A 24,058-nucleotide genomic window follows, 5' to 3' on the forward strand; every position below is an offset into this window, starting at 1 on the left:
CAGGCTGTGCACCCTCCGGTGCGCAGCAGTCGGGGGAAGGCCGGCGCATCTCATGCACGTCACGCATCTGTCGCTGGCCGATTTCCGCTCCTACGCCCGGGTCGAGGTCCCGCTCGATCCGGGCGTCACCGCTTTCGTCGGGGCCAACGGCCAGGGGAAGACCAACCTGGTCGAGGCCGTCGGCTACCTCGCCACCCTCGGCAGCCATCGCGTCGCCTCGGACGCTCCGCTCGTCCGCATGGGAGCCGACCGGGCCGTGATCCGCGCCGCGGTCACCCAGGGCGAGCGCTCCCAGCTGATCGAGCTCGAACTCAACCCGGGCCGCGCCAACCGTGCCCGTGTCAACAGGTCCTCACAGGTCAGACCGCGCGACGTCCTCGGGATCGTACGGACCGTGCTGTTCGCGCCGGAGGATCTGGCGCTGGTCAAGGGCGACCCCGGCGAGCGCCGGCGCTTCCTCGACGACCTGATCACCGCGCGCGCGCCGCGCATGGCCGGAGTGCGCGCCGACTACGAGCGGGTCCTCAAGCAGCGCAACACCCTGCTGAAGTCCGCCGCCATGGCCCGTCGGCACGGGGGTCGTGGCATGGACCTGTCGACCCTCGACGTCTGGGACCAGCATCTGGCCCGCGCGGGCGCCGAGCTGCTCGCGCAGCGGCTGGATCTCGTCGCCGTACTGCAGCCGCTGGCCGACAAGGCGTACGAACAGCTGGCGCCGGGTGGCGGACCGATTCTGCTGGAGTACCGGTCGTCCGCGCCGGGCACCGGACACACCCGTGAGGAGCTGTACGAGCAGCTGATCGCCGTGCTCACCGAAGTGCGCAAGCAGGAGATCGAGCGGGGCGTCACCCTCGTCGGCCCGCACCGGGACGAACTGTTGCTCAAGCTCGGCGACCTGCCCGCCAAGGGCTACGCGAGCCACGGTGAGTCCTGGTCGTACGCGCTGGCGCTGCGGCTCGCCTCGTACGACCTGTTGCGCGGTGAGGGCAACGAGCCGGTGCTCGTCCTCGACGACGTCTTCGCCGAGCTGGACGGCAAGCGGCGCGAGCGGCTCGCGGAACTGGTGGCTCCCGGCGAACAGGTACTGGTGACGGCCGCGGTGGACGACGACGTCCCGGGGGTCCTCGCGGGCATCCGGTACACGGTCGCGGGAGGTTCGGTGGAGCGGCTGTGAGCGCGCGCGAGGCCCCGGAGGGCACGCCGAAGACCCCCGAGCCCACCGGTGTCGACCTCGCCCGGGTCGCGCTGCGCGCCGCCAAGGAACAGGCCAAGGCGAAGGGCGCCGCCGCCCAGCAGAGGAAACAGGCCCGGCGGGGCGGCGGGCTGCGGTCCGGCTCCGGTGCCGACGGGCGCGACCCGATGGCGCTCGGCTCCGCGATCAGCCGGCTCATCACCGAACGCGGCTGGGAGACGCCGGCGGCGGTGGGCGGTGTGATGGGCCGCTGGCCGCAGATCGTGGGCGAGGACCTGGCGAAGCACTGCGTGCCCCTGAAGTACGAGGAGGACCCCGAGGCCAGGGTGCTCACCGTCCAGTGCGACTCGACGGCGTGGGCGACCCAGCTGCGGCTGCTCGCTCCGCGGCTGGTGTCCCGGCTGAACGAGGACCTGGGGCACGGAACGGTCCGGATGATCAAGGTGCTCGGGCCCGGTGGCCCGCGACGGGGGTACGGGCCGCTGCGCGCGCCCGGCTCGGTCGGCCCCGGCGACACCTACGGGTAGACCGTCACACGGTCCTGGTCCGGCACGTCTCCGCCGACACCCCGGGCGTTTCCCCGGTCCGCCGGGCGCGGCTCCCGCCCCACGGGTTCACCCCCGTCCCACGGGCCACCCGGCCCTTCGAAGCGACGGGTGGCCCGTCGGCGCCCGGTCTCCGGCGCCCGTACGGAAGGGGGATGCCGGACGGTGGGCGGCCCGGCCGCCACCCGGCCTGGCGGGCCGCGTGCACGCCTCCGGCCGAGCCACCCGCGGGGCACCCCCGGGAGGTATCCCGGCCCCCGCGGAGCGGTTGCCCACTACGCGCTACGACCCGAAGCGCTGGGTGGCCGTCAGAGGCGTTTGGAGGCCCTTCCCGAATATGGGGAGTCGGGAAGGGCCCGCCCAGGGCGGCACATGCGGACTCAGGTACCGGCAAACCCCCACTCGTGTCAGAGCTACCGGTAGACTGGTAGATAATCCCGCCACCCCGCGGAACATGTCGAACGACGCAGCCGCTCCCGCTTGCCCGGAGAACGGCCTGTGCTGTGCCAGAAAGGGCGCTTCGTGGCCGATTCCGGCAACCCCAACGAGAACAACCAGTACACCGCCAGCAACATCCAGGTCCTCGAGGGCTTGGATGCGGTGCGTAAGCGCCCGGGCATGTACATCGGCTCGACCGGCGAGCGCGGCCTGCACCACATGGTGCAGGAGGTCGTCGACAACTCGGTCGACGAGGCCCTGGCCGGTCACGCGGACACCATCGACGTGACGATCCTGGCCGACGGCGGCGTCCGCGTCGTCGACAACGGCCGAGGCATCCCCGTCGGCATCGTCCCCTCCGAGGGCAAGCCGGCCGTCGAGGTCGTCCTGACGGTCCTCCACGCGGGCGGCAAGTTCGGCGGCGGCGGCTACGCGGTCTCCGGTGGCCTGCACGGCGTCGGCGTCTCCGTCGTCAACGCCCTCTCCACCAAGGTCTCGGTGGAGATCAAGACCGACGGCCACCGCTGGACGCAGGACTACAAGATGGGCACCCCCACGGCGCCCCTCGTGCAGCACGAGGAGACCGACGAGACCGGCACCTCGGTCACGTTCTGGGCCGACCCGGAGATCTTCGAGACCACCGAGTACTCCTTCGAGACGCTCGCACGCCGCTTCCAGGAGATGGCCTTCCTCAACAAGGGCCTCACCCTGACGCTGACCGACGAGCGTGACTCCGCGAAGGCCACGGTCGGGGCCGACGACCCGGACGCGGAGGCCGCGGAGCCCACCGCGCGCACGGTGAAGTACCACTACGAGGGCGGCATCGTCGACTTCGTGAAGTACCTCAACTCCCGCAAGGGTGAGCTGATCCACCCGACGATCATCGACGTCGAGGCCGAGGACAAGGAGCGGCTCCTCTCGGTCGAGATCGCGATGCAGTGGAACTCGCAGTACAGCGAGGGCGTGTACTCCTTCGCGAACACGATCCACACCCACGAGGGCGGTACCCACGAGGAGGGTTTCCGCGCCGCGCTGACCACGCTGGTCAACAAGTACGCGCGCGACAAGAAGCTGCTGCGCGAGAAGGACGACAACCTCACGGGCGACGACATCCGCGAGGGGCTGACGTCGATCATCTCCGTCAAGCTCGGCGAGCCGCAGTTCGAGGGGCAGACGAAGACCAAGCTCGGCAACACCGAGGCGAAGACCTTCGTGCAGAAGGTGGTCCACGAGCACCTCACGGACTGGTTCGACCGCAACCCCAACGAGGCCGCGGACATCGTCCGCAAGGGCATCACCGCCGCCACCGCGCGCGTGGCCGCCCGCAAGGCCCGTGACCTGACCCGCCGCAAGGGTCTGCTGGAGTCGGCGTCCCTCCCCGGCAAGCTGAGCGACTGCCAGTCGAACGACCCCGCCAAGTGCGAGATCTTCATCGTCGAGGGTGACTCCGCCGGCGGCTCGGCCAAGTCCGGCCGCAACCCGATGTACCAGGCCATCCTGCCGATCCGCGGCAAGATCCTGAACGTCGAGAAGGCCAGGGTCGACAAGATCCTGCAGAACACCGAGGTACAGGCTCTGATCTCGGCCTTCGGCACCGGAGTCCACGAGGACTTCGACATCGAGAAGCTCCGCTATCACAAGATCATCCTGATGGCGGACGCCGACGTCGACGGCCAGCACATCAACACCCTGCTCCTGACCTTCCTCTTCCGCTTCATGCGTCCGCTGGTCGAAGCCGGCCACGTCTACCTCTCGCGCCCGCCGCTCTACAAGATCAAGTGGGGCCGGGACGACTTCGAGTACGCGTACTCGGACCGCGAGCGCGACGCGCTCGTCGAGCTGGGCAAGCAGAACGGCAAGCGGATCAGGGAGGACTCGATCCAGCGCTTCAAGGGTCTGGGCGAGATGAACGCCGAGGAGCTGCGCGTCACCACCATGGACGTGGACCACCGGGTCCTCGGCCAGGTGACCCTGGACGACGCGGCCCAGGCGGACGACCTGTTCTCGGTGCTGATGGGTGAGGACGTCGAGGCGCGGCGCTCCTTCATCCAGCGCAACGCCAAGGACGTTCGCTTCCTCGACATCTGAGTCGGTCTCAGCTGACCGTACGAAAGGACTGACGACCAGCAATGGCCGACGAGAACACCCCGATCACCGAAGCCACCGAGGAAGACCAGCAGCTGCGGATCGAGCCCGTCGGGCTCGAGACCGAGATGCAGCGCTCGTACCTCGACTACGCGATGTCCGTCATCGTGTCCCGCGCGCTGCCGGACGTACGGGACGGCCTCAAGCCGGTCCACCGGCGCGTGCTGTACGCGATGTACGACGGCGGGTACCGCCCCGAGAAGGGCTTCTACAAGTGCGCCCGCGTCGTCGGTGACGTCATGGGCACGTACCACCCGCACGGCGACTCCTCGATCTACGACGCCCTGGTCCGCCTCGCGCAGCCGTGGTCGATGCGCATGCCGCTGGTGGACTCCAACGGCAACTTCGGCTCCCCGGGCAACGACCCGGCCGCCGCCATGCGCTACACCGAGTGCAAGATGGCTCCGCTGTCCATGGAGATGCTCCGGGACATCGACGAGGAGACCGTCGACTTCACGGACAACTACGACGGCCGGAACCAGGAGCCGACGGTTCTGCCGGCGCGCATCCCGAACCTGCTGGTCAACGGATCGGCCGGCATCGCGGTCGGAATGGCGACCAACATCCCGCCGCACAACCTCCGCGAGGTCGCGGCCGGCGCCCAGTGGGCGCTTGAGCACCCCGACGCCACGCACGAGGAACTCCTCGACGCGCTCGTCGAGCGCATCAAGGGCCCCGACTTCCCCACCGGCGCCCTGGTGGTCGGCCGCAAGGGCATCGAGGAGGCGTACCGCACCGGCCGCGGCTCGATCACGATGCGCGCCGTGGTCGAGGTCGAGGAGATCCAGAACCGCCAGTGCCTGGTGGTCACGGAGCTTCCCTACCAGACCAACCCGGACAACCTCGCGCAGAAGATCGCCGACCTGGTGAAGGACGGCAAGGTCGGCGGCATCGCGGACGTCCGCGACGAGACCTCGTCACGGACCGGCCAGCGCCTGGTGATCGTCCTCAAGCGCGACGCCGTGGCCAAGGTCGTCCTGAACAACCTCTACAAGCACACCGACCTGCAGACGAACTTCGGCGCGAACATGCTGGCGCTCGTCGACGGTGTGCCGCGCACGCTCTCGCTGGACGCGTTCATCCGCCACTGGGTGACGCACCAGGTCGAGGTCGTCGTCCGGCGGACCCGCTTCCGCCTGCGCAAGGCAGAGGAGCGCGCCCACATCCTGCGCGGTCTGCTCAAGGCGCTGGACGCGATCGACGAGGTCATCGCGCTGATCCGGCGCAGCGACACCGTCGACGTGGCGCGTGAGGGCCTGATGGGTCTGCTGGAGATCGACGAGATCCAGGCCAACGCCATCCTCGAGATGCAGCTGCGCCGGCTCGCCGCTCTGGAACGCCAGAAGATCGTCGCCGAGCACGACGAACTGCAGGCGAAGATCAACGAGTACAACGCGATCCTGGCCTCGGAGGAACGCCAGCGCCGGATCGTCAGCGAGGAACTGGCGCTGATCGTCGACAAGTTCGGCGACGACCGGCGCTCCAAGCTGGTGCCCTTCGACGGGGACATGTCCATCGAGGACCTGATCGCCGAAGAGGACATCGTCGTCACCATCTCGCGCGGTGGCTACGTGAAGCGGACGAAGACCGAGGACTACCGGTCGCAGAAGCGTGGCGGCAAGGGGGTGCGCGGCACGAAGCTGAAGCAGGACGACATCGTCGACCACTTCTTCGTGTCCACCACGCACCACTGGCTGCTCTTCTTCACCAACAAGGGCCGGGTCTACCGCGCCAAGGCGTACGAGCTGCCGGACGCGGGCCGGGACGCCCGCGGCCAGCACGTCGCCAACCTGCTGGCCTTCCAACCGGACGAGCAGATCGCCGAGATCCTCGCGATCCGCGACTACGAGGCCGCGCCCTACCTGGTGCTCGCCACGAAGGCCGGTCTGGTCAAGAAGACCGCGCTGAAGGACTACGACTCGCCGCGCTCCGGCGGTGTCATCGCGATCAACCTTCGTGAGGCCGACAGCGGCGCGGAAGGCACGTCCGATGAGCTGATCGGCGCCGAGCTGGTGTCGGCGGAGGACGATCTCCTGCTCATCAGCAAGAAGGCGCAGTCGATCCGGTTCACCGCGACGGACGACGCGCTGCGTCCGATGGGACGGGCGACGTCCGGCGTCAAGGGGATGAGTTTCCGCGAGGGCGACGAACTGCTCTCGATGAATGTCGTCCGGCCCGGTACGTTCGTCTTCACAGCCACTGACGGTGGGTACGCCAAGCGCACCCCCGTCGACGAGTACCGCGTCCAGGGTCGCGGCGGCCTCGGTATCAAGGCCGCCAAGATCGTGGAGGACCGCGGTTCGCTCGTGGGTGCGCTGGTGGTCGAGGAAACGAACGAGATCCTCGCCATCACGCTGTCCGGTGGTGTGATTCGTACGCGAGTCAACGAAGTCAGGGAGACCGGCCGTGACACCATGGGCGTCCAGTTGATCAACCTGGGCAAGCGGGATGCCGTCGTCGGCATCGCGCGGAACGCCGAGGCGGGCAGCGAGGCCGACGAGGTCGACGGTGCCGAAGACGCCGAGGGTGTCGAGGCCGTGGAAGGCGTAGAGACCGCGATCGCGGTCGAGGCAGCCGAGGGCACCCAGCCCTCGGCCGGGGAGCACGAGGAGTAGAGCGTGAGTGGAGCCACGGGCGCCGGATCGGCCGCTGCTGGAGCGAACGGTGCCCGTGGCTCTGCCACGGACTCCCAGGGGGTTGCGGTGACGGACACTCGAGGGCCCAATCCCTCGTACGAGACCTACAACGGGCCGCTGCCCGGCGAGCGCGCGGGAACGCAGCAGCCGAGCGGGCCCTACCACCCGCCGCAGGCGTACGGTGCCCAGGCACCGGGCGCGGACGGCGGTGGCCAGAACGCCGGTGCCGTGCGCCGGCCGCGTACCGGGGCACGCACCACGCCGCGGACGCGCAAGGCGCGACTGCGGGTGGCCAAGGCCGACCCGTGGTCGGTCATGAAGGTGAGCTTCCTGCTCTCCATCGCGCTGGGCGTCTGCACGGTCGTGGCCGCGTCCGTGCTGTGGATGGTCATGGACGCCATGGGCGTCTTCTCGACCGTCGGCGGCACGATCAGCGAGGCGACCGGGTCCAACGAGTCGAACGGCTTCGACCTGCAGTCGTTCCTCTCGCTGCCGCGGGTGCTCATGTTCACCTCCGTGATCGCGGTGATCGACGTGGTCCTGATGACGGCGCTCGCGACGCTCGGCGCGTTCATCTACAACCTGTCGGCCGGCTTCGTGGGCGGCGTGGAGCTCACCCTGGCGGAGGACGAGTAGCGACACGGCGGGGCCGGAGGAACCGATTTTGGGACTGGCCCCCACGTGCGCTAATCTTCAGAAGTCAGCGCGCGGGAACACCGCAGGCGCGGCGGGGCTATAGCTCAGTTGGTTAGAGCGCATCCCTGATAAGGATGAGGCCACAGGTTCAAATCCTGTTAGCCCCACCAACACGAAGACCCCCAGTCAATCGCGACTGGGGGTCTTCGACATCTACGGCTGACATCGGCCGATCAGCGGGTCTTTCCGTGCGTGTCCTTCCAGGTCGTTTCCTCACCGACGCCCTTCCGATCCGGCTCCGGCGGCTCCCCGAGGTTCGTCGGGTCCCGGCCGCGTCGTGATGCTCCTCCCCGCCCGGGCCCGCCCCGCCCGCTTACCTCCGAGGTCATGGTGGCGTGCGTCGGCCCTGGCTACGTTGGTGTCGTCCTACCGGAACGAACGAAGGGGCCGGACATGCCCGCCTATGGTTTCGCCCACCTACGGGACCGTCGCCCGCACCCGGAGATCCTCGAGTACCTCACACGCATCCAGGACACCCTCGACCCCTTCCGGGGCCGCTTCCTGATCCACGGCCCGCCGACCGTGGTGGTGGAGGGGAGCTGGCCGGGCAACATGGTGCTGATCGAGTTTCCCGGCATGGCCGAGGCCCGCGCCTGGTACGCGTCCCCCGAGTACCAGAAGATCCTGCGGCTGCGGGCCGACCACATCGACGGCGACCTGGTCCTGGTCGAGGGCGTCGCCCCCGGCTACCACCCGCGTGAACGCGCGGAGAAACTGCGGGCGGCGGCGGACGGGGAGCAGGCGGACGGCGCCCCGTGATCGACCGGGTGGGGACGGGGACCGCGCGATCCCGTCCGGTGAGCCCCACGGCCTGTCGTCTTCGGGTCCGTGATGCGGGCGCCGGCGTCAGGACAGGTCACCGATCGGTATCGGTCGGTGTGTAGAGTGGGCGTCAGAAGTCCCCTACGTCAATGAAGGACGAGGTCGCGCGGTGAAGAAGCTTCTCCTGGTCGCACTGGCCGCCATCGGCGGGCTCCTCGTGTACCGCCAGATCCAGGCGGATCGCGCCGAGCAGGATCTGTGGACGGAGGCGACCGACTCCGTGCCCGCAGGTTCGGGTGTGTGAGTCGCAGACTGTTCGTGGGTGAGGCCCCGGCCGCGTGAAGCGGCCGGGGCCTCATGCTGTCCGGGGCGGCGAGCCCCTCTCGATTCACCACGGCGATTCACCACGGCGAATTGTCCCTTGTGAGGACAGAGCGGGTAGCCGGAGCGCCGCACGGGGTGCGGAACCCCGCCGCGCGCAGACAGCGGGGGGACGGGCGGGGCAGGATGGCCGACCGCCGGGACGGCCGCCTCGTCCGGGTGGTGACACAGGACCCGGGGGCGGGTGCGGCGCCGCACGAGCGGAAGGATTCCACGGATGCGAGGGAGAGGCGCGTGAAGATGCGTACGACCGGGGCCCTGATCGCGGCGCTCTGCGCCACGGTGGGCACGGCTGTGCTGCCGCCCGGACCCGCCCAGGCGGTCGAGGTGAGCCCGTACGCCTTCGACGGCGACGCTCAGCGGATCACGGGCGCCGCGTCCAGTCTGGACGCCCAGCCGCTCAAGGCCGGAGCCACCTACCGGGACACCATCAAGAAGGACGGCAAGCTCTACTACCGCGTCGACCTCGACGACGAGGACAACGCGTACGTCTCCGTGGTGGCCGTGCCCAGGCCGGGGATCGAGGCCGCGTACGGAGACGGCATCAGGGTGAGTCTCCAGGACGGTTCCGACCACCGGTGCGGGGCCCAGGACGTCACCTTCGGGTCCGCCGGGTTCACCCGCCCGCTGGCCGCCTACGCCCACCGCACGATCGAGACCGGCGGATCCACCTGCCGGCAGGCGGGCGCCTACTACGTCCTGGTGGAGCGGACCTCCGCTTCCGCCTCCGCGAACGACGACTGGGAGCTGGAGATCCGCCATCTGACCGAACCGGCGGTGCGGGAGCCCGGCCCCACCGCCCTCCCGGAGACCTGGCCCTCCTCGACTCCCCCGCCGCCCGCGGGCGGCCCGCGTCGGCGCCAGGGAGGTGCCGGTTTCCAGAACGCCACGTCCCTGCGGCAGGGGGAGTGGCGTGCCGACATCGCACCGGGCCAGACGCTGTTCTACCGCGTGCCCGTGGACTGGGGGCAGCAGATCTTCGCCACCGCCGAACTGGGCAGCAGCCTCAGCGGCGACGGCTACGTCGGCAACGCTCTGGTGCTCTCGCTCGACAACCCGGCCCGTGGCCATGTCGACCGGGGCACACTCGGCTACGGCGGTGGCCCGGCGACGCTCGCCCTGGGGCCGCAGCGGCCCGTGGCCTTCACCAACCGCTACGCCTCCGGCAACGCCACGAACGCCCTGCGGTTCGCCGGCTGGTACTACCTGTCGGCGACGCTCAGCCCGGACGTCGCGCAGACATACGGCGACAAGCCGATGCCGCTGACCGTGCGGGTGAGCGTCACCGGGACCGCGAAGACCGGGCCCGCCTACGACGGCGACCCCGGTCCGTTCGCGGTCACCGCCGACGACCGTGACGCGGCGGCCAGTGGGCGGAGCGGCCCGCAGGCGGCGAAGAGCGACTCCATGCGCTTCGTCGCGGCGGCCGGGTTCGGCACCGGGGCCGCCCTGCTCCTCGGCCTCGGTGCATGGACGGTCCTGGCGCGGCGGCGCACGGCCTGACACCGACGGCGCGCCCCCGGTGGTTTCGGCGCGGGCCTTCTCCGGAGCGCCGTGCCGCCCGGCGCTCACCGTCCTCAGACCTGGGTGAGCGCCCATACGCCGACGGCGAAGCAGACCAGCGCGAGGAACAGCACCGGGACCACCACCTTCGGGGGCGGCCCCGGCCGTCCGGCCGGTGCGGTGCCCCGGGCGCGGGCCCGCGGGTCGACCGGGCCGGCCATCCGGACGTCGGCGGTGTACTGGCGCGTGGCGCCCGGCGGGTACGCGGCCACCGGCGTCGGGGCCTGGCCCAAGGGGACGGGAGTGGGGTGGGAACGGCCCGGATGCGGGGCGACGGAGTGGCCGGGGGCCGCGTACGCCGCCGGGGGCTGTGCGGGTGCCGAGTGCGCGGCCGACGGGGCCGGAGCGACGGTCTCCCGGGGCGGCGGGGGCAGGTGGAAGCTGCCGGTCTCGGAGGGGCCGGGCAGCGACCGCCGCGGGTCGTCCGGCCGCGACTCCGGCCGGGATCGTGACGCCGTCCCGGATTCGGGCTGTGGTGGGGGTGGGGGCGGCGGCCGGTGTGCCGCCGGTGAAGGCGCGGTCGCCGGTGTGGGGGTGTCCTGGGTGGTGTGCGGTGCGGGCCGGTCCGCCGGGGGCTCGGGGCCGGTCGGACCGAAGCCGGCCGGCAGCGGGCCGATCTGGTCGAAGACCTCCACCGGCTCCTCGGCCTGACCCGGATCGGGCAGCAGCTCGACGGCCGAGGCGAGGGCCTTGCGCGCGCCCGTCGCCGTCCGGAAACGAAGCTGCGGGTCGGGCTGAAGCAGCCCGGCCAGCACCTGCCACAGCGGCTCCGCGATGCCCTCGGGTGCTCCCGGTGTGCCGTGCGTCATGAAGTGCTCGATCAGAGCACGGGAGTCGGGCTTCCGGCCCTGGAGCAGGTACAGGGCGACCAGACCGACCGCGAAGAGGTCCGCCGGGAAGTCGGGCTCCGCGCCCAGCATCTGTTCCGGCGCGAAGTATCCGGGCGTCCCCACCACGTAGTCGGTCTCCGTCAGCCGGGGCTCGCCTTTGCGCATGGAGATGCCGAAGTCGGACAGCCGCAGATGCGGCCGTCCGGTCCCGGTGACGTCGAGCAGGATGTTCGCCGGCTTGATGTCACGGTGCACGACCCCCTCGGCGTGCACCGCCGCCAGACCGGCGAGCAGCTGGTCCAGCAGGACGCAGACGAAACGCGGCGGCAGCGGGCCGTAGTCCCCGATCACATGCGCCAGGGAACCGCCGGCCACCAGGTCCATGGTGAACAGCACCTTGTCGTCGTCCGCGGCCCAGCTGGCCGGGGCGAGGACGTGCGGATGATCGATCCGCAGGGCCTGCTCGCGCACGAAGCGCAGCAGGGTGTGGGCGTCGCTCTGCTGCAGCACCTTCGCCGCCACGTAGCGGCGGCGGCGCTGGTCCCAGGCGCGCCATACGGCGCCGACCCCACCCCGCCCGATCGGATCGACCAGTTCGTACCGCCCGGCGAAGACCTCACCCATCGCGTTGCGCTCGCTCCCCCTCGTGCCGTGCCGGCCCCGCCGGATCCGCCTGCCTCGGGGCCCCGCGTCAGTTCTGGTGCGACTCGTAGTGCGCGACCGCGTCCGCGGTCCGCCCGGCGCCGTACACCCGGAGGAACTCTGCCAGCTCCGGGTGGGCCGGGGCGAGGGAGTCCGCCGCCTCGATGATGTCCCCCGCCGCCGACACCGACCGCAGCAACGACTGGATCTCGCGCACCACCCGGCGCACGGTCGGCGCGCCCGAACTGGTCGTCGTCTGGCTGGTGCCGGTCAGGACCGAGCCGCCCTGAGACTTCTTGATCTCGTCCATCCGGTCCGTGGCCTCGGCGGCGCTCACACTGCCGTCGGCGACCTGACTCGAGAGTTCCTGCAGGGCCTGGACACGCTGTACGACGGCCGGGTTGCCGATCTTGGCGCGCTGGCCGCTCATGAGCTGGGAGAGCATGGGTGCGGACAGTCCGAGTACGGCCGCCAGCCTCGCCTGGTTCAGCCCGAGATCGTCGATCAGCCGGCGGAAGAGCGCCCCCAACGGCTCTCCGTACCAACTGCGCTGAAGCTCCCGGGCTCTTGCCGTGGCTTCCTGCTGCGCTGCATCCATTACTTCTCCCCATCCCTGCGGTTCGCCACTGCGAACCTCGGTCAGCATCCTACGGAGCGGGCTCGCTCACCGGGAGTCCCCATGTTTTTGCGAGATACGGGGGATGACCCGGTACGCTGTTCTCGTTCCGGGGCCTTAGCTCAGTTGGTAGAGCGCTGTCTTTGCATGGCAGATGTCAGGGGTTCGACTCCCCTAGGCTCCACTTGCTTGCACCCCTCTGATCTGCGGAAACGCGGTCAGGGGGGTGTTTTTTGTCCCGATTTTCTGTGCTGACGTGTCAGCGCGATGGTGCTGACAAACGGTGGACGCATCTCTGGCTCCCGTGGGCTGGAGCCTCTCCTCCTCCCCGCTGGATCCCCCGGGTACGGCGCGGTGCAGTGGAGGCGGTTCGGGTGGGCCGCGCTCGGGCTCACCGGTGAGCAGCGCACGGACGCCGTGGCGGAATCTGCGGGTACTGGTCACTACCTTCGAGCAGCGCTCGGCCGCGGTGGCCGACTCGGGGATCTTCTCAGCCGAGTACCCGGAGATCTTCGCTGAGCCGTACGACGCGGACCACCTCTTCCTGACCGTCCGTGCTCCGGAGCCGGATGGGCACGGCACGGGCGTCTGACATGTTGAGATCTGTCATCGAGGCCGTCCACGCCCGTACGAACAAGGCCAGGCTGAGCTGCCTGCTGTCCGGCCTGCGAGTGATCCCGGTGGGCGATGAGGAGGCCGGGCGGCCTCGACGCTGCTGATGGGGGCAGGGCCGCACGGTCATGAGTACGCCATTGACGCGGCTGTGGCCGAGGCCGCCCCTGCGGCAGCAGCGTCCAGTGGTCATGCTGACGTCGGACATCGACGACATGGCTAAGCTCTGCGGCGATCGGGTCCGGCTCGTGGCCGTGTGAGGCGGCCTTGTGCGTCGTTCGGCACCCGGACGGTGGCGACGCATCTGAAGAAGACGTCCGGCCTGCTCGGCAGCAACAGCCGGGCACAGCTTGCCTACTTCCTGGCCCAGACCGGTCTCCTGGACAGTCCGCCGGCCACGGGTACCGGAGCGGCCCTGGACCCGGCGGGCGAGGCGCCGGGCGACTGCGCCTGCGGGAAGCACGGGAGCGAGGAGCACCGGGCCTGACGCGGTGGTCCGGTGGTCCGGTCCACCGTGTCCGTGGGGGCCCCGCCGACCCCGGCTCCCCGAGGGGGCGCGCGGGTATCCGGATTCCGCCACGGCCCCGTGGGTGCGGGAGGGCGTGGACTTCCCGCGCCCACCCCCGAGAGCCCCTCGCCGCCACCTCTTCGAGCTGGGGGAACGTGCGTGGTGCGGAGGGTTCGTGCGGGTATGGGTGATCGCTAAAGTGTCGGCAAATGACGGCGTCATCGGGCCACCCGCGGGGTTAGTCTGACGCTCCGCGCAGCGTCCCGCCGACGCGAGCCCAGGGGAACGGCTCACGGCAGGGGCGGCGCAGAAGGGGGTACATCCATGCCTGTGCCCGAGCACTCGGGGCAGACGGACCGGACGCTGTACGGGCTCATCTACCGTCATCCCGGTTGGTCCCTCGAAGCGGTGGCCGCCGAGGCCCGCTGTTCCACCGCCGAGGCGGAGGAGGCATGCGACCGGCTGAGCGCGACCGGGCTGCTCGCGCCGGCACCCGAATCACCCTGCGGATTCACGACGGTGGACCCCGATGCCGCGCTCACCCGGCTCTTCTCGGTGGAGGAACGGCTCGCGTCCGCGCATTTCCAGCAGGTGGCGAGGATCCGCACCGCCATCTCCTCGCTGGTGCGGGACTTCGCGGACCTGCGTGACGAGCGACGTGAGGCGGTGGAGATCGAGACGCTGGAGACGCCGGCGCTCGCGAACGCCTTCCTGGACGACGCGGGCAGCATGGCGCAAGGGCGCATGCGGTCGATGCATCCGGGCGGCCCGCCGCCCGAAGCGGTCATCGACGACATGGTGCTCCGTGACACCGAGATGGAGAGCCGGGGCATCAAGGTGGAGGCGCTGTACCAGCGCAGGACGGCGGAGATCCCGTACGTCGCGGCGTATCTGGCGGACGCCGTACGGCCGGGCAGGGAGGCGCGGGTGGCGGACTACCTGCCGCTGCGGATGATCCTCTTCGACGACGACCTGGCGGTGCTCCCGATCGATCCGCAGGACAGCGGTCGTGGCGCCTTCGCGATCCACGGGGAGGCGCTGGTCAAGTCGTTGCACGCCTTCTACGACTACTGCTGGCACAACGCCGCGCCCCTGCAGCGGGCGCCCGAACACCGGCAGGCTGTCGAGACGGCGCTGGACAGCCAGGAACTGGTGGTGGTCAAGCTGTTGGCGGACGGGGTCAAGGACGAGGCGATAGCGCGTCAACTGGGGATATCGTCACGGACCCTGAGCCGGCTCGTCTCCGGGATCATGGACCGGCTCGGGGCCACGACGCGGTTCCAGGCCGCCCTGCGCATCGCCGAGTCGGGCCTGCTGGACTGAGAGCCTGCCGGGAGAGCGCGCCGGGAGAGCGCGCACCGGACGGGCAGCCACGCGGAACGAGCGGGAGGAGGCGGGTCACCCGGGCATCGGCCCCGGGTGACCCGCCTCTCCCCATGTCCCCGGCCGGCCGCCGTGGGAAGCGGAGAGAGGCGGACGGAGCAGCTCCGATGCCGTCTCGCATAGCGAGACGGCGGCGGTTCGTGGCCGGGTGCCGCCATGACGGGTCACCGCCGTGCCGATTCCTTGATCGAGGGTTTCCCCTCGCCCAGCATGGTCATGCGAGCTCGCCCGAGGCCGGCCGCCCGGCTCCGAGGCGCTCCACTCTCGCCACTTCCGACTCATGTCTCCGGGGGACAACCATGTCTGCAGCCTTCCGCGCCCGCTTGTGTGCCGCCGCCCTCCTCGCACTCGCCCTGACCGGTGCGGTACTGGCCACCGGACCGGCTTCCACACAGCCCGGGGACACCGCTCAGACCGTCACCTTGGCCGGGACCACCGACGACAACGGCTGGTGGTAGGGCGAGCGCGCACCGCAGCCGAGCCAGCGTCCGCCCGTCCGTCCTCGAGGAGCCGAGATGGATCTCATCGCCACCGCGCCGCCGACACCCGACCCGGCCGCCGTCCCCCACCAGAGGCCGACCCACGTCCCGGGCCTCACCCGTACCGTCGAGGTAGCCGTCGTCGGCATCGGCTACGCGGGTCTGCCGCTGGCTGTGGCCGCCGCGGCCGCCGGACACCGCACCCGCGGGCTGGACCTCAACGAGTTCCTGGTGGCACAGGTGAACGTCGGCCGCCCGCCGGTGGACACCGTGACCGCCGCCCAGCTCGACGCCGTCGCCGACCGGCTGGACGCGAGCACCGACCCGGCGTTCCTCCGCGAGTGCTCGGTCATCGCGCTGTGTGTGCCCACCCCGGTGGACACACATGGCGTTCCCGACCTGGGGCCGCTGCTGTCCGCGACCCGCACCGTCCGCGACCATCTCGTGCCGGGCCGGCTGGTGATCGTCGAGTCGACCACCTATCCCGGCACCACGGACGGGATCATCCGCGAAACCCTGGAGGAGTCCGGCCTGGTGGCGGGCGAGGACTTCTTCCTCGCCTTCTCCCCCGAACGCGTCGACCCCGGCAACGAGCACTTCGGCTTCCACAACACGCCCAAGGTCGTGGGCGGCCTCACGGACGCCTGCCGGGTACGGGCGGCGGCGTTCTACCGCGAGCTCACCGAGCAGGTGCACGTCACCCGCTCGACCCGTGAGGCCGAGGCCGCGAAGATCCTGGAGAACACCTACCGGCAGGTGAACCTCGCGCTGGTCAACGAGTTCGCGCAGATCTGCCACCGGCTGGGCGTGGACGTCTGGGACACCATCGACGCGGCGGCCACCAAACCCTTCGGATTCACCGCCTTCCGCCCCGGCGCCGGCGTCGGCGGCCACTGCATCCCGGTCGACCCGCTGTACCTGGTGCACCGTGCCACCCAGGAGGGCCTGCCTTTCCGCATGGCCGAGCAGGCCCAGCGCGTCAACGACTCGATGCCCGTCTGGGTCGCCTCCCGGGCGAGGGACCTGCTCTCCCGGCACGAGGCCGGGGTGCGCGGGGCGAAGGTGCTGCTCCTCGGCGTCACCTACAAGCCGGACGTCGCCGACGTGCGCCACTCGCCCGCCGAACCGCTGGCCGTCGAACTGCTCGGCATGGGTGCGGAGGTGAGTTTCCACGACCCCTACGTGGACGCCTTCTCGGCTCGTGGCCGGGCGCTGCCGCCCAGCCGGGACGCCGCGGCGGCGGTCGCCCAGAGCGATCTCGTCATCGTCGTCCAGCGCCACCGCGCGTACCGGGACGAACTACTCGCCGGGGCCCGGCTGCTGCTCGACACCAGTGGCCCCGCCACGATCGGAAGCGAGGCGGCACGGCCGTGAGCACGAGGACACCGCTTCACCCGCACACCGCGACGACCGAGGCGATCCACGAACGGGTCCTCGCCCGGCCGTCGGCGACCGCCCTGCGGACGCGTCACGAGACCATCGGCTACGCCGCGCTGTGGGAGCGCGCGGCGCGGACCGCCGACACCCTGCTCGCCCGGGGAGTCAGCGCCGGGGACGTCGTCGCCGTACGACTGCCCTCCGGTCCCGGCGCGGTCATCGCCATGCTCGGCACCTGGCTGGCCGGTGCCGCCTTCCTGCCGATCGACGTCCACACGCCCGAGGACCGCCGCACCTTCCTGCTCCGCGACGCGCGGGCGGTCGTGTCGATCGGAGCCGAGGGTGTCACCACCCTCGGCCGCCCCGAGCGGGCGGCCGCCGAGCGGGCCGGTCGCGCGCAGGACCGTCCCGCGTACGTCATCCACACCTCCGGTTCCACCGGCGCGCCCAAGGGCGTACTGGTCGGACATGAGGCCCTCGGCCGCCATGTCGACGCCGCCGTCGGCCTGTTCGGGCTCACCGCCGCCGACACGGTCCTCCAGTTCGCGAGCCTCGGCTTCGATGTCGCGCAGGAGGAGATCTGGCCGACCCTGGCCGTCGGCGGGACCCTCGCCTTCCACGCCGGCGGTGTTCCCGACAGCGAGGGGCTCGCCGCCACGGTCCGGGAACTCGGCGTGACGGTGCTTCAACTGCCCACCGCATACTGGCGCATGCTCTGTGGGGAGCTGGACGGGGCGGACCGGCCGTCCTTCGCCGGGGTGCGGACGGTCGTCATCGGCGGCGAGAACGCCACGGCCGCCGACGCCCGTGCCCACCAGCGCACCCCGTTCGGCCACACCACCCTGGTGAACGGTTACGGACCGACGGAGACGGTCGTCACCGCCACCGCCCTCGTGATCACGCCGTTCGGGCCGGTGCCGCCGACGGGCGGGCTGCCCATCGGCGGCCCGGTCGGAGACCGCCGGCTGTACGTGCTCGACGAACACCGCCACCCCACCGCGCCCGGAGAACCCGGGGAACTGTGGATCGGCGGCCCCCTGCTGGCCACCGGCTACCTCCACGACCCGGTGCGCACCAGCGAGCGTTTTCCGCCCGACCCGTTCGCCGCCGAGCCCGGCGCGCGCATGTACCGCACCGGCGACCTCGTCCGGTGGCACGCGGACGGGAACCTGGAGTTCCTGGGGAGGGCCGACAACCAGGTCAAGATCCGCGGGCACCGCGTCGAACTCGACGAGGCCGACCGCCACCTCCTGGACACCCCCGGTGTCACCTCCGCGGCCTGCTTCGCCCTGGACGACGGGGCGGGCGGACAGGTCCTCGCCGCGGCCGTCACCCTCGCCGCCGACGGCCCGAGCCCGGAGGGCGTACGCGAACGGCTGCGCGCACGCGTCCCCGGATACCTGGTTCCGGGCCGGATCGCGGTGCTCGACCGCCTGCCCCTCACCACCTCCGGAAAGATCGACCGCCGGGCCGCCGCCCGACGGGCCGACGCCCTGCTGAGGGAGCGCGCGGAGGGAACCGGGGAGGAGGAAGGGCTGTCGCCCCTCGACAGCGTCCTGACCCTGCTGCGCGGACTCCTCCAGGTCCCCGGCTTCGGCGCCGACGACGACTTCCTCGCGCACGGCGGAGACTCGCTGATGGCGATGCGCGCCTGTGCCCACCTGCGGACACGCGGGGTGCCTCTGCGGCCCGCGGACCTGCTCACCGGGCGCACGCCGCGCACCGCCCTGGCCCGCGCCGAGGAGCGGAGCTCCGTGCCGCCCGCCGCCGTCGAGGAGGAACCTGCCGGTCCGCTGGACCTGCTGCCCGCACAGCGGCGCTGGCTCCACGACGGGGAGCTGCCCGACCCGGACCACTTCTGCCTCAACGCGCTCTTCACGGTGGACACGGGACTCGGAGCGGAACGCCTCACCCGGATCGCCGGCGCTCTGCTGGCACGGCACTCCGCGCTGCGCACGGCGCTGGCGGACGACGGCAGCGCCGTGCTGACCGCTCCGGACCCGGTGCGTGCCGTCACATGCCACGACCTGTCCGCGGTGCCCGCGTCCGCGCGCACCGCGCGTCTGGAGGAGGTGCTGGCCGCGGCGCAGACGTCGATGTCGCTGGCCGACGGCAGGGTGTTCCACCTGCTGTACGCGGAGACCGGCGACGGAACCGCCCGTCTGCTGATGACCGTGCACCACTTCGTCCTGGACGGCGTGTCCATGGGGCTGCTGGTGGACGACCTGGAGGCGCTGCTCGACGGCCGGGCACCGGAGTCGACGGCCGTCGTCGGCCCGCGGGCGGTCGGCGCGGCGCTGCGGGTCTGGTTGGACGGGGCCGAGGCGCGCCGGGACGCCGCCTCCTGGGCCGCCGGGACGACGGGGTTCACCGTTCTGCGCCCCGCGCTCGACGGCCCCGACCGGCTGCCGAGCCTGAGGGTCCACCGGTTCCGGCTCGGCGCGGGCGCCACCCGTCGGGTCACCCGCGAGCTGCCCCGGGCGGGCATCGCCCCGCACGACTTCGCCCTCGGCTGCCTGGCGGGCGGCCTGGCCCGGTGGACGGGTGAGGCGGTGCACGGGGTCGACGTGTACGCCCACAGCCGGGACGTCTCCCCGGGCGACCTGGAGCTGTCGCGGACGGTCGGCTACGTCCAGAGCACCTTTCCCGCGGTCCTGCGCTGGGACGGTCGGGGCATGGCCGCGCTGCGAGCCGCGCTCGCCTCGCTCCGGTCGCTGCCCGAGCGGCGGTACGGCTTCGACGCCCTGCGGTTCGGCTCGCCCCGTCCCGCCGAGCGGAGGGTACTGGAGGTGTGTCCGCGTCCACAGGTGCGACTGAACTTCCGCGGGCACCTCCTGCGCCTGGAACAGCGTGCTCCCGGAGCCGTGCTGCGCCCGGCGTCCGAGACCTTCGGCGCCCACCGCTCCCCGGCGCAGCGCGAACGCTATCTGCTGATGGCGGAGGGCGACATCGTCGACGGCGCGTTCGAACTCAGCCTGAAGTACTCGACGGGCCACTGGAGTCCGGAGTCGATCGAGGAGCTGGCCGCCGCGGTCGAACAGGTGATGGCCGAGGTTCTCGCCGACACGGAGGCGGAGGCCGGTCTCGGCTCCGGTCCCGGGGACACGGCCGAAGGCGGGGACGGGGCGGACGCCCCGACGGTGACGGCGGAAGGCGCCCGATGACCGCGGCGACGACCCCCCTCCCGCCGGGCGCCCCCCTCGTGCCGGGCATCCCCGTCGAGCACCAGCCGGCGACGGGAAGCGCCCCGGGCCACCCCCTGGTGCTGTACTTCCACCACGTCCACCCCGAGGTGCGGCACTACACCGCCCTCACACCCAGGGAGTTCGCCCTCGGCATGGAACGGGTTCTCGCGGACTTCGATCCGTATGAGCCCTCGGACCTCCTCGCCGAGGGAGGCCCCCGCCGTCCGGAGCGGCCGACGGTCCTGGTGACCTTCGACGACGGCTACCGGGACAACGTCGTCCACGCCCGTCCGATTCTCGAACGGCTCGGCGTCCGCGCGCTGTTCTTCGTCTGCACCGGGCTGCTGGGGCAGCGCGGCGAGCAGCCGCGCGCGGACTACCTGACGCGGGGGGAGTGCGAGTCGCTGGCCGGCGACGGCCATCTGATCGGGGCGCACACCCGCACCCACCCGCACCTCGACCGGCTGCCCGCCCGGGAAGCGCAAGAGGAGTCCCGCGGGTCGCTCGCCGACATCGCGGACTGGTTCGGGCCCGGCCCCGCCCGGCTCTTCGCCTACCCCTACGGGGGTGTCCCGGACGAGCCCGGCCTGCCCGAGGACGTCCTGGCCTTCGGGACGGTGCGTTCCCCGGCCCGGCCGTGGGAGGCGGCCCCGCAGGCGATCCGGCGGACGTATCTGCCCTCCGGTGCCTCCGGGAGCTGGGACGGCCTGGTCCGCCACTGGCGGGGCCGGTGGCCGTCCGGCGACCCCGTCACCGACCCGGCGCCCCGGACTCCGTCCAGGACCCGGCGCGGCTGACCCCGTCCGGGCCCGAGGGGCCCCCGGCCCGGCACCGCGGGTCCGTCCCGACGATTCCACGAGGAGAACCATGACCGAAGAAAGCACCTGGCGCGCCCGGTTCGTCCGGGCGATGCCCGCCACCCGGGAGTCCCGGATCATCGCCGCGAACGCGTTGGTCGGGTCGGTCGGTACCGGCATGTTCCTGGCGGGCTCCGCCCTGTACTTCACTCGGTTCGGCGGGCTCACGGAGACCCAGCTCGGTGTCGGTCTGGCCCTCGCCGGTGTCGTCGGCCTTCTCACCACCGTGCCCATCGGCCGGCTCGCCGACCGGTTCGGACCGCGCGACATGCTGCTGGTGGTCTGCATCTGGCGGGCCGTCGGCTACCTCGCCTACCTGCGGGTGCACGGCTTCACCGAGTTCGTCGTGACGGCCTGTCTCCTGTTCGTCATGGACCGGGCGGGCCAGCCACTCAACCAGGCGCTCGTCGGACGGCTGATCACCGGCGCCGAACGCAATCGCACCATGGGGTTCATCCGCTCCCTGCGCAACCTCGGTTTCACGGTCGGCTTCTCCCTCGCGGGCGTCGCGCTGACGACGGACTCGCCCACACTGTTCCGCTGGCTGTTCATCGGCAACGCGATCAGCTTCGTCTTCGTGTTCTTCTTCCTCACCCTGCTTCCCCGCGTCGGTCCCGCCGCGGGCCCGGCCGATGCGAAGAACGCGAAGAACGGCAAGGACGCGGAGAACGGGGGGAAGCCCGGACAGGGAGTGATCCCGCCCATCCGCGACTGGCGATTCGTCGCGGCGACGGCCGCCAACGGCGTGCTCTTCCTGCACGACGCGATCCTCATCACCGTGCTCCCGTTGTGGGTGGCCGAGCACACCCGCTCGCCGATCTGGATGATCACCGTCCTGGTCACGACCAACACGGTGATCACAGTGGTCGCCCAGGTCAGGGTGACCCGGCACATCGACGACATGGCCACCGCGCGGCGGGCCACCAACCGCTCCTCGGTCCTGCTGACGGCGTCGTGCCTCGCCTTCGCGCTCAGCGGCGTGCTCGGCGCACCGGGATGGGCCGCCGTGGCCCTGATGGCCGCATTGCTGTTGCTGACCGTCGCCGAACTGCTGCACTCGGCCTCGTCGTGGGAGATCTCCTTCGCGCTCTCCCCCGAGGCCGCCCAGGGCCGCTACCTGTCCTTCTTCAACATCGGCTTCTCGGCCGCGGAGATCGCCGGCCCCGCCGTGGTGCTCTGGCTGCTCTCCCGGGCCGGCCCGGCCGGCTGGCTGTTCCTCGCCGGAGCGTTTCCCCTGGCCGCGGCGCTGAGCTGGGTGGGCACCCGCCCGAAGCCCACGGACACGACGCCGGGGACCGGTGCGGCGGACCCGGCGGCGGACGCCGGAGCCGAGGCCGCTTCCGTACCCGCCGCAGCGGGCTCCTGACCCACCCCATCCCGTACCGACGGAGGTTTCCATGTCCGACACACCGGCTCCCCTGCACCTGCTGATCGTCAGCGGTGGGCGCGACCTGCCCGACCGCGCGCGTGACGCCTGGCCCGGGCTCCGGACCACCGTGATCTGCCGCCCCGAGGTCGTGCCCCGGCTGCGCAGCCGGGAGAAGATCCAGCGGCTGATCGTGCTGCGGGAGGACGCGCCCGTCGACGAGTGGGTGGCCGCCGCCCGCTTCGTACACGCCGTCGACCCGGTCGACCGCCTCACCAACTTCACGGAGAAGGACACCGAGAAGACGGCCGCGATCGGCATCGCGCTGGGTCTCGACTGGCACAGCCCCGGGACGGTGCGGGCCGTCGCGGACAAGTGCGAGATGCGCCGGGTCCTCGCCGAGGCGGGCGTGAGCGGGACGCTCGCCGAGACCGTCCACGACCGGGAGGGTGTCCTCAAGGTCGCCGAGAGGACGGGATACCCCCTCATCTGCAAGCCGGTCCGCGGGGTCGCCAGCAAGGGCGTGACGCGGATCGACGGACCCGGCGACATCGACCGCGCGCTCGGCTGGGGCGCCACCGGGGCCGACGACCTGGATTCGGCGGAGCTGCTGGTGGAGCCCTTCCTCAGCGGCGACGAGTACAGCGTGGAGTCCGTCAGCGAGGACGGCGACCACCTGGTCGTCGGCATCACCCGCAAGATCTCCGAGCACGACCACTTCGTCGAGGTGGGCCATGTCGTCCCGGCCTCCCTCCCGTCCGCCGACGAGGAGCGCATAGCCGCCACCGTGCGGGGCATGCTCGGCGCGCTGGGCGTACGGCGCGGGGTCACCCACACCGAGGTCATCGTCTCCGAGGCCGCGGTGCACATCGTCGAGACCCATCTGCGTCCCGCGGGCGACGAGATCCCGGAACTGTGGGCGCGGGTCAGCGGAGTCGACCTGATCGACGTGGTCGCCCGGCAGGCCGTCGGACTGAAGGTCCTCGACGAGGTACGGGCCGCGCTCGGGCGGGCACCGGAGGAGCCGCGCGCGGCGGCGATCTGGTACGCGTGCCCGGACGCCGTCGGCGAGATCGTCGAGGTCGCCGGCGTGGACGAGGCACGGGCACTGGACGGAGTGGTCGACGTCGAGGTACTGCGCGAGCCGGGCAAGCGACTCAAGGGCGTCACCGGGTCGTTCGCCCGGGGCGCCCACGTCTGCGCCGTCGGCGCAGACCAGGACGAGGCGCTGCGCCGGGCCCGGGACGGTGTGCGGAAGCTGAGCTTCACCGTCCGCAGCGACGGCATGGCCGCCCGTCACGAGGCGCTGGCCACACTGGACTGACACGGAGTCTGCCGCCCGGCGCGGTGACCCGGAGAAACCCGACCCGGAGAAACCCGACCCAGAGAAGAAGGAAGACGCACCATGAGCACCGAGAACACCACCGAGAACACCACCGAGTACGCCTTCGGCGGCCTGCACCACGTTCAGCTCGCCATCCCGCCCGGCGCAGAGGACCTGTGCCGGCAGTTCTGGGGCGAGGCGCTCGGCATGACCGAGCTGGCGAAGCCGCCGGTCCTCGCCGCCCGTGGCGGCTGCTGGTTCCGGGGCGGCGGCCTGGAGGTCCACCTCGGCGTGGAGCAGGACTTCAGCCCGGCGCGCAAGGCCCACCCGGGCATCCTCGTCCGCTCCCTCGGCGACCTCGCCAAGCGGCTGGAAGCCTGCGGCCACGAGGTCACCTGGGACGACAACTTCCCCGGCCACGACCGTTTCTACGCCTTCGACAAGCTCGGCAACCGGCTGGAGTTCCTGGAGCCCAAGACCGCCTCCTGACCGTATCCCGCCGGCACTGACGAGGAGTCAGC

General features: G+C 71.5%; 20 protein-coding genes, 2 tRNA genes and 1 pseudogene. 21 read left to right on the plus strand and 2 right to left on the minus strand.

Translation table 11 applies throughout. From position 1 onward, the window contains the following. The first annotated feature begins 52 nt into the window (after positions 1-52). From recF to OG393_RS15570, 9 genes are all read left to right on the plus strand, one after another. Positions 53-1,174 carry a DNA replication/repair protein RecF gene (recF, locus tag OG393_RS15530; protein WP_327375247.1) on the plus strand — a complete coding sequence of 374 codons (1,122 nt, stop codon included), beginning with the start codon at positions 53-55 and terminating at the stop codon, positions 1,172-1,174. Continuing rightward, the gene (locus OG393_RS15535) at positions 1,171-1,719 is read left to right on the plus strand and encodes a DUF721 domain-containing protein (RefSeq protein ID WP_327375248.1); all 549 of its coding nucleotides are present in this window, start codon (positions 1,171-1,173) and stop codon (positions 1,717-1,719) included. Before recF ends, OG393_RS15535 begins: the two co-directional genes overlap by 4 nt. 516 nt (positions 1,720-2,235) lie before the next feature. Then, positions 2,236-4,263 carry a DNA topoisomerase (ATP-hydrolyzing) subunit B gene (gene gyrB / locus OG393_RS15540; protein ID WP_327375249.1) on the plus strand — a complete coding sequence of 676 codons (2,028 nt, stop codon included), beginning with the start codon at positions 2,236-2,238 and terminating at the stop codon, positions 4,261-4,263. 41 nt (positions 4,264-4,304) lie between these two features. Further along, the gene (gene gyrA, locus OG393_RS15545) at positions 4,305-6,935 is read left to right on the plus strand and encodes a DNA gyrase subunit A (RefSeq protein ID WP_327375250.1); all 2,631 of its coding nucleotides are present in this window, start codon (positions 4,305-4,307) and stop codon (positions 6,933-6,935) included. An 87-nt stretch (positions 6,936-7,022) separates the two neighbouring features. Beyond that, positions 7,023-7,592, plus strand: a complete 570-nt coding sequence (locus OG393_RS15550; RefSeq protein WP_327375251.1) for a DUF3566 domain-containing protein — start codon at positions 7,023-7,025, stop codon at positions 7,590-7,592. A 93-nt stretch (positions 7,593-7,685) separates the two neighbouring features. Continuing rightward, positions 7,686-7,762 (plus strand) — tRNA-Ile (locus OG393_RS15555). Between the two features lie 283 nt (positions 7,763-8,045). After that, positions 8,046-8,411, plus strand: a complete 366-nt coding sequence (locus OG393_RS15560) for a DUF1330 domain-containing protein (protein WP_327375252.1) — start codon at positions 8,046-8,048, stop codon at positions 8,409-8,411. A gap of 172 nt (positions 8,412-8,583) precedes the next feature. Beyond that, a complete protein-coding gene (locus OG393_RS15565) occupies positions 8,584-8,718 on the plus strand; it encodes a DLW-39 family protein (RefSeq protein WP_003958712.1) in 135 nt (44 codons plus the stop codon). 317 nt (positions 8,719-9,035) lie between these two features. Then, positions 9,036-10,298: a hypothetical protein gene (locus OG393_RS15570; protein ID WP_327378440.1), complete on the plus strand. Its 1,263-nt coding sequence runs from the start codon at positions 9,036-9,038 to the stop codon at positions 10,296-10,298. Positions 10,299-10,372: 74 nt separating this feature from the next. Here OG393_RS15570 and OG393_RS15575 read toward each other — a convergent pair whose 3' ends face one another. Both OG393_RS15575 and OG393_RS15580 read right to left on the minus strand, forming a co-directional pair. Then, positions 10,373-11,812 (minus strand): serine/threonine-protein kinase, encoded by a 1,440-nt coding sequence (locus tag OG393_RS15575; protein WP_327375253.1) that lies wholly within the window; start codon positions 11,810-11,812, stop codon positions 10,373-10,375. Positions 11,813-11,879: 67 nt separating this feature from the next. Further along, complete coding sequence (locus OG393_RS15580; protein ID WP_327375254.1) at positions 11,880-12,428, minus strand: helix-turn-helix domain-containing protein; 549 nt, start codon at positions 12,426-12,428, stop codon at positions 11,880-11,882. Positions 12,429-12,557: 129 nt separating this feature from the next. On the opposite strand from OG393_RS15580, the gene OG393_RS15585 reads away from it, so the two are divergent. From OG393_RS15585 to OG393_RS15640, 12 genes and pseudogenes are all read left to right on the plus strand, one after another. Further along, positions 12,558-12,630: transfer RNA gene (locus OG393_RS15585), tRNA-Ala, on the plus strand. Positions 12,631-12,843: 213 nt separating this feature from the next. Next, positions 12,844-13,038, plus strand: a complete 195-nt coding sequence (locus OG393_RS15590) for a hypothetical protein (protein WP_327375255.1) — start codon at positions 12,844-12,846, stop codon at positions 13,036-13,038. Continuing rightward, positions 13,016-13,318: pseudogene (locus tag OG393_RS15595) on the plus strand (DNA-binding protein). The gene OG393_RS15590 and the pseudogene OG393_RS15595 overlap by 23 nt, the downstream one beginning before the upstream one ends. 32 nt (positions 13,319-13,350) lie before the next feature. After that, on the plus strand, positions 13,351-13,545 hold the full coding sequence (locus OG393_RS15600; protein WP_442817315.1) for a hypothetical protein: 195 nt from the start codon (positions 13,351-13,353) through the stop codon (positions 13,543-13,545). Positions 13,546-13,890: 345 nt separating this feature from the next. Then, complete coding sequence (locus tag OG393_RS15605; RefSeq protein WP_327375256.1) at positions 13,891-14,889, plus strand: helix-turn-helix transcriptional regulator; 999 nt, start codon at positions 13,891-13,893, stop codon at positions 14,887-14,889. 359 nt (positions 14,890-15,248) lie between these two features. After that, positions 15,249-15,407 carry a hypothetical protein gene (locus tag OG393_RS15610; RefSeq protein ID WP_327375257.1) on the plus strand — a complete coding sequence of 53 codons (159 nt, stop codon included), beginning with the start codon at positions 15,249-15,251 and terminating at the stop codon, positions 15,405-15,407. Positions 15,408-15,464: 57 nt separating this feature from the next. Continuing rightward, complete coding sequence (locus OG393_RS15615) at positions 15,465-16,802, plus strand: nucleotide sugar dehydrogenase (RefSeq protein WP_327375258.1); 1,338 nt, start codon at positions 15,465-15,467, stop codon at positions 16,800-16,802. Further along, positions 16,799-19,969 (plus strand): amino acid adenylation domain-containing protein, encoded by a 3,171-nt coding sequence (locus OG393_RS15620; RefSeq protein ID WP_327375259.1) that lies wholly within the window; start codon positions 16,799-16,801, stop codon positions 19,967-19,969. Before OG393_RS15615 ends, OG393_RS15620 begins: the two co-directional genes overlap by 4 nt. Beyond that, positions 19,966-20,787 carry a polysaccharide deacetylase family protein gene (locus OG393_RS15625; RefSeq protein ID WP_327375260.1) on the plus strand — a complete coding sequence of 274 codons (822 nt, stop codon included), beginning with the start codon at positions 19,966-19,968 and terminating at the stop codon, positions 20,785-20,787. Before OG393_RS15620 ends, OG393_RS15625 begins: the two co-directional genes overlap by 4 nt. Positions 20,788-20,857: 70 nt before the next feature. Further along, the gene (locus OG393_RS15630; RefSeq protein WP_327375261.1) at positions 20,858-22,213 is read left to right on the plus strand and encodes an MFS transporter; all 1,356 of its coding nucleotides are present in this window, start codon (positions 20,858-20,860) and stop codon (positions 22,211-22,213) included. A gap of 31 nt (positions 22,214-22,244) precedes the next feature. Next, a complete protein-coding gene (locus OG393_RS15635; RefSeq protein ID WP_327375262.1) occupies positions 22,245-23,537 on the plus strand; it encodes an ATP-grasp domain-containing protein in 1,293 nt (430 codons plus the stop codon). An 81-nt stretch (positions 23,538-23,618) separates the two neighbouring features. Continuing rightward, entirely contained in the window at positions 23,619-24,026 is a 408-nt protein-coding gene (locus OG393_RS15640; RefSeq protein WP_327375264.1) for a glyoxalase, read from the plus strand. Positions 24,027-24,058 lie beyond the last annotated feature (32 nt).

It is taken from the genome of Streptomyces sp. NBC_01216 (assembly GCF_035994945.1).
GTDB lineage: Bacteria > Actinomycetota > Actinomycetes > Streptomycetales > Streptomycetaceae > Streptomyces.

What these genes read in the sequence shown, in the direction of transcription:
- OG393_RS15625 (WP_327375260.1), top strand. Translation starts at nt 19,966, where the DNA reads ATGACCGCGGCGACGACCCCCCTCCCGCCGGGCGCCCCCCTCGTGCCG.
- OG393_RS15610 (WP_327375257.1), top strand. Translation starts at nt 15,249, where the DNA reads ATGTCTGCAGCCTTCCGCGCCCGCTTGTGTGCCGCCGCCCTCCTCGCA.
- recF (WP_327375247.1), top strand. Translation starts at nt 53, where the DNA reads ATGCACGTCACGCATCTGTCGCTGGCCGATTTCCGCTCCTACGCCCGG.
- OG393_RS15575 (WP_327375253.1), bottom strand. Translation starts at nt 11,812, where the DNA reads ATGGGTGAGGTCTTCGCCGGGCGGTACGAACTGGTCGATCCGATCGGG.
- OG393_RS15640 (WP_327375264.1), top strand. Translation starts at nt 23,619, where the DNA reads ATGAGCACCGAGAACACCACCGAGAACACCACCGAGTACGCCTTCGGC.
- gyrA (WP_327375250.1), top strand. Translation starts at nt 4,305, where the DNA reads ATGGCCGACGAGAACACCCCGATCACCGAAGCCACCGAGGAAGACCAG.
- OG393_RS15605 (WP_327375256.1), top strand. Translation starts at nt 13,891, where the DNA reads ATGCCTGTGCCCGAGCACTCGGGGCAGACGGACCGGACGCTGTACGGG.
- OG393_RS15615 (WP_327375258.1), top strand. Translation starts at nt 15,465, where the DNA reads ATGGATCTCATCGCCACCGCGCCGCCGACACCCGACCCGGCCGCCGTC.
- OG393_RS15635 (WP_327375262.1), top strand. Translation starts at nt 22,245, where the DNA reads ATGTCCGACACACCGGCTCCCCTGCACCTGCTGATCGTCAGCGGTGGG.
- OG393_RS15570 (WP_327378440.1), top strand. Translation starts at nt 9,036, where the DNA reads ATGCGTACGACCGGGGCCCTGATCGCGGCGCTCTGCGCCACGGTGGGC.
- OG393_RS15560 (WP_327375252.1), top strand. Translation starts at nt 8,046, where the DNA reads ATGCCCGCCTATGGTTTCGCCCACCTACGGGACCGTCGCCCGCACCCG.
- OG393_RS15580 (WP_327375254.1), bottom strand. Translation starts at nt 12,428, where the DNA reads ATGGATGCAGCGCAGCAGGAAGCCACGGCAAGAGCCCGGGAGCTTCAG.
- OG393_RS15630 (WP_327375261.1), top strand. Translation starts at nt 20,858, where the DNA reads ATGACCGAAGAAAGCACCTGGCGCGCCCGGTTCGTCCGGGCGATGCCC.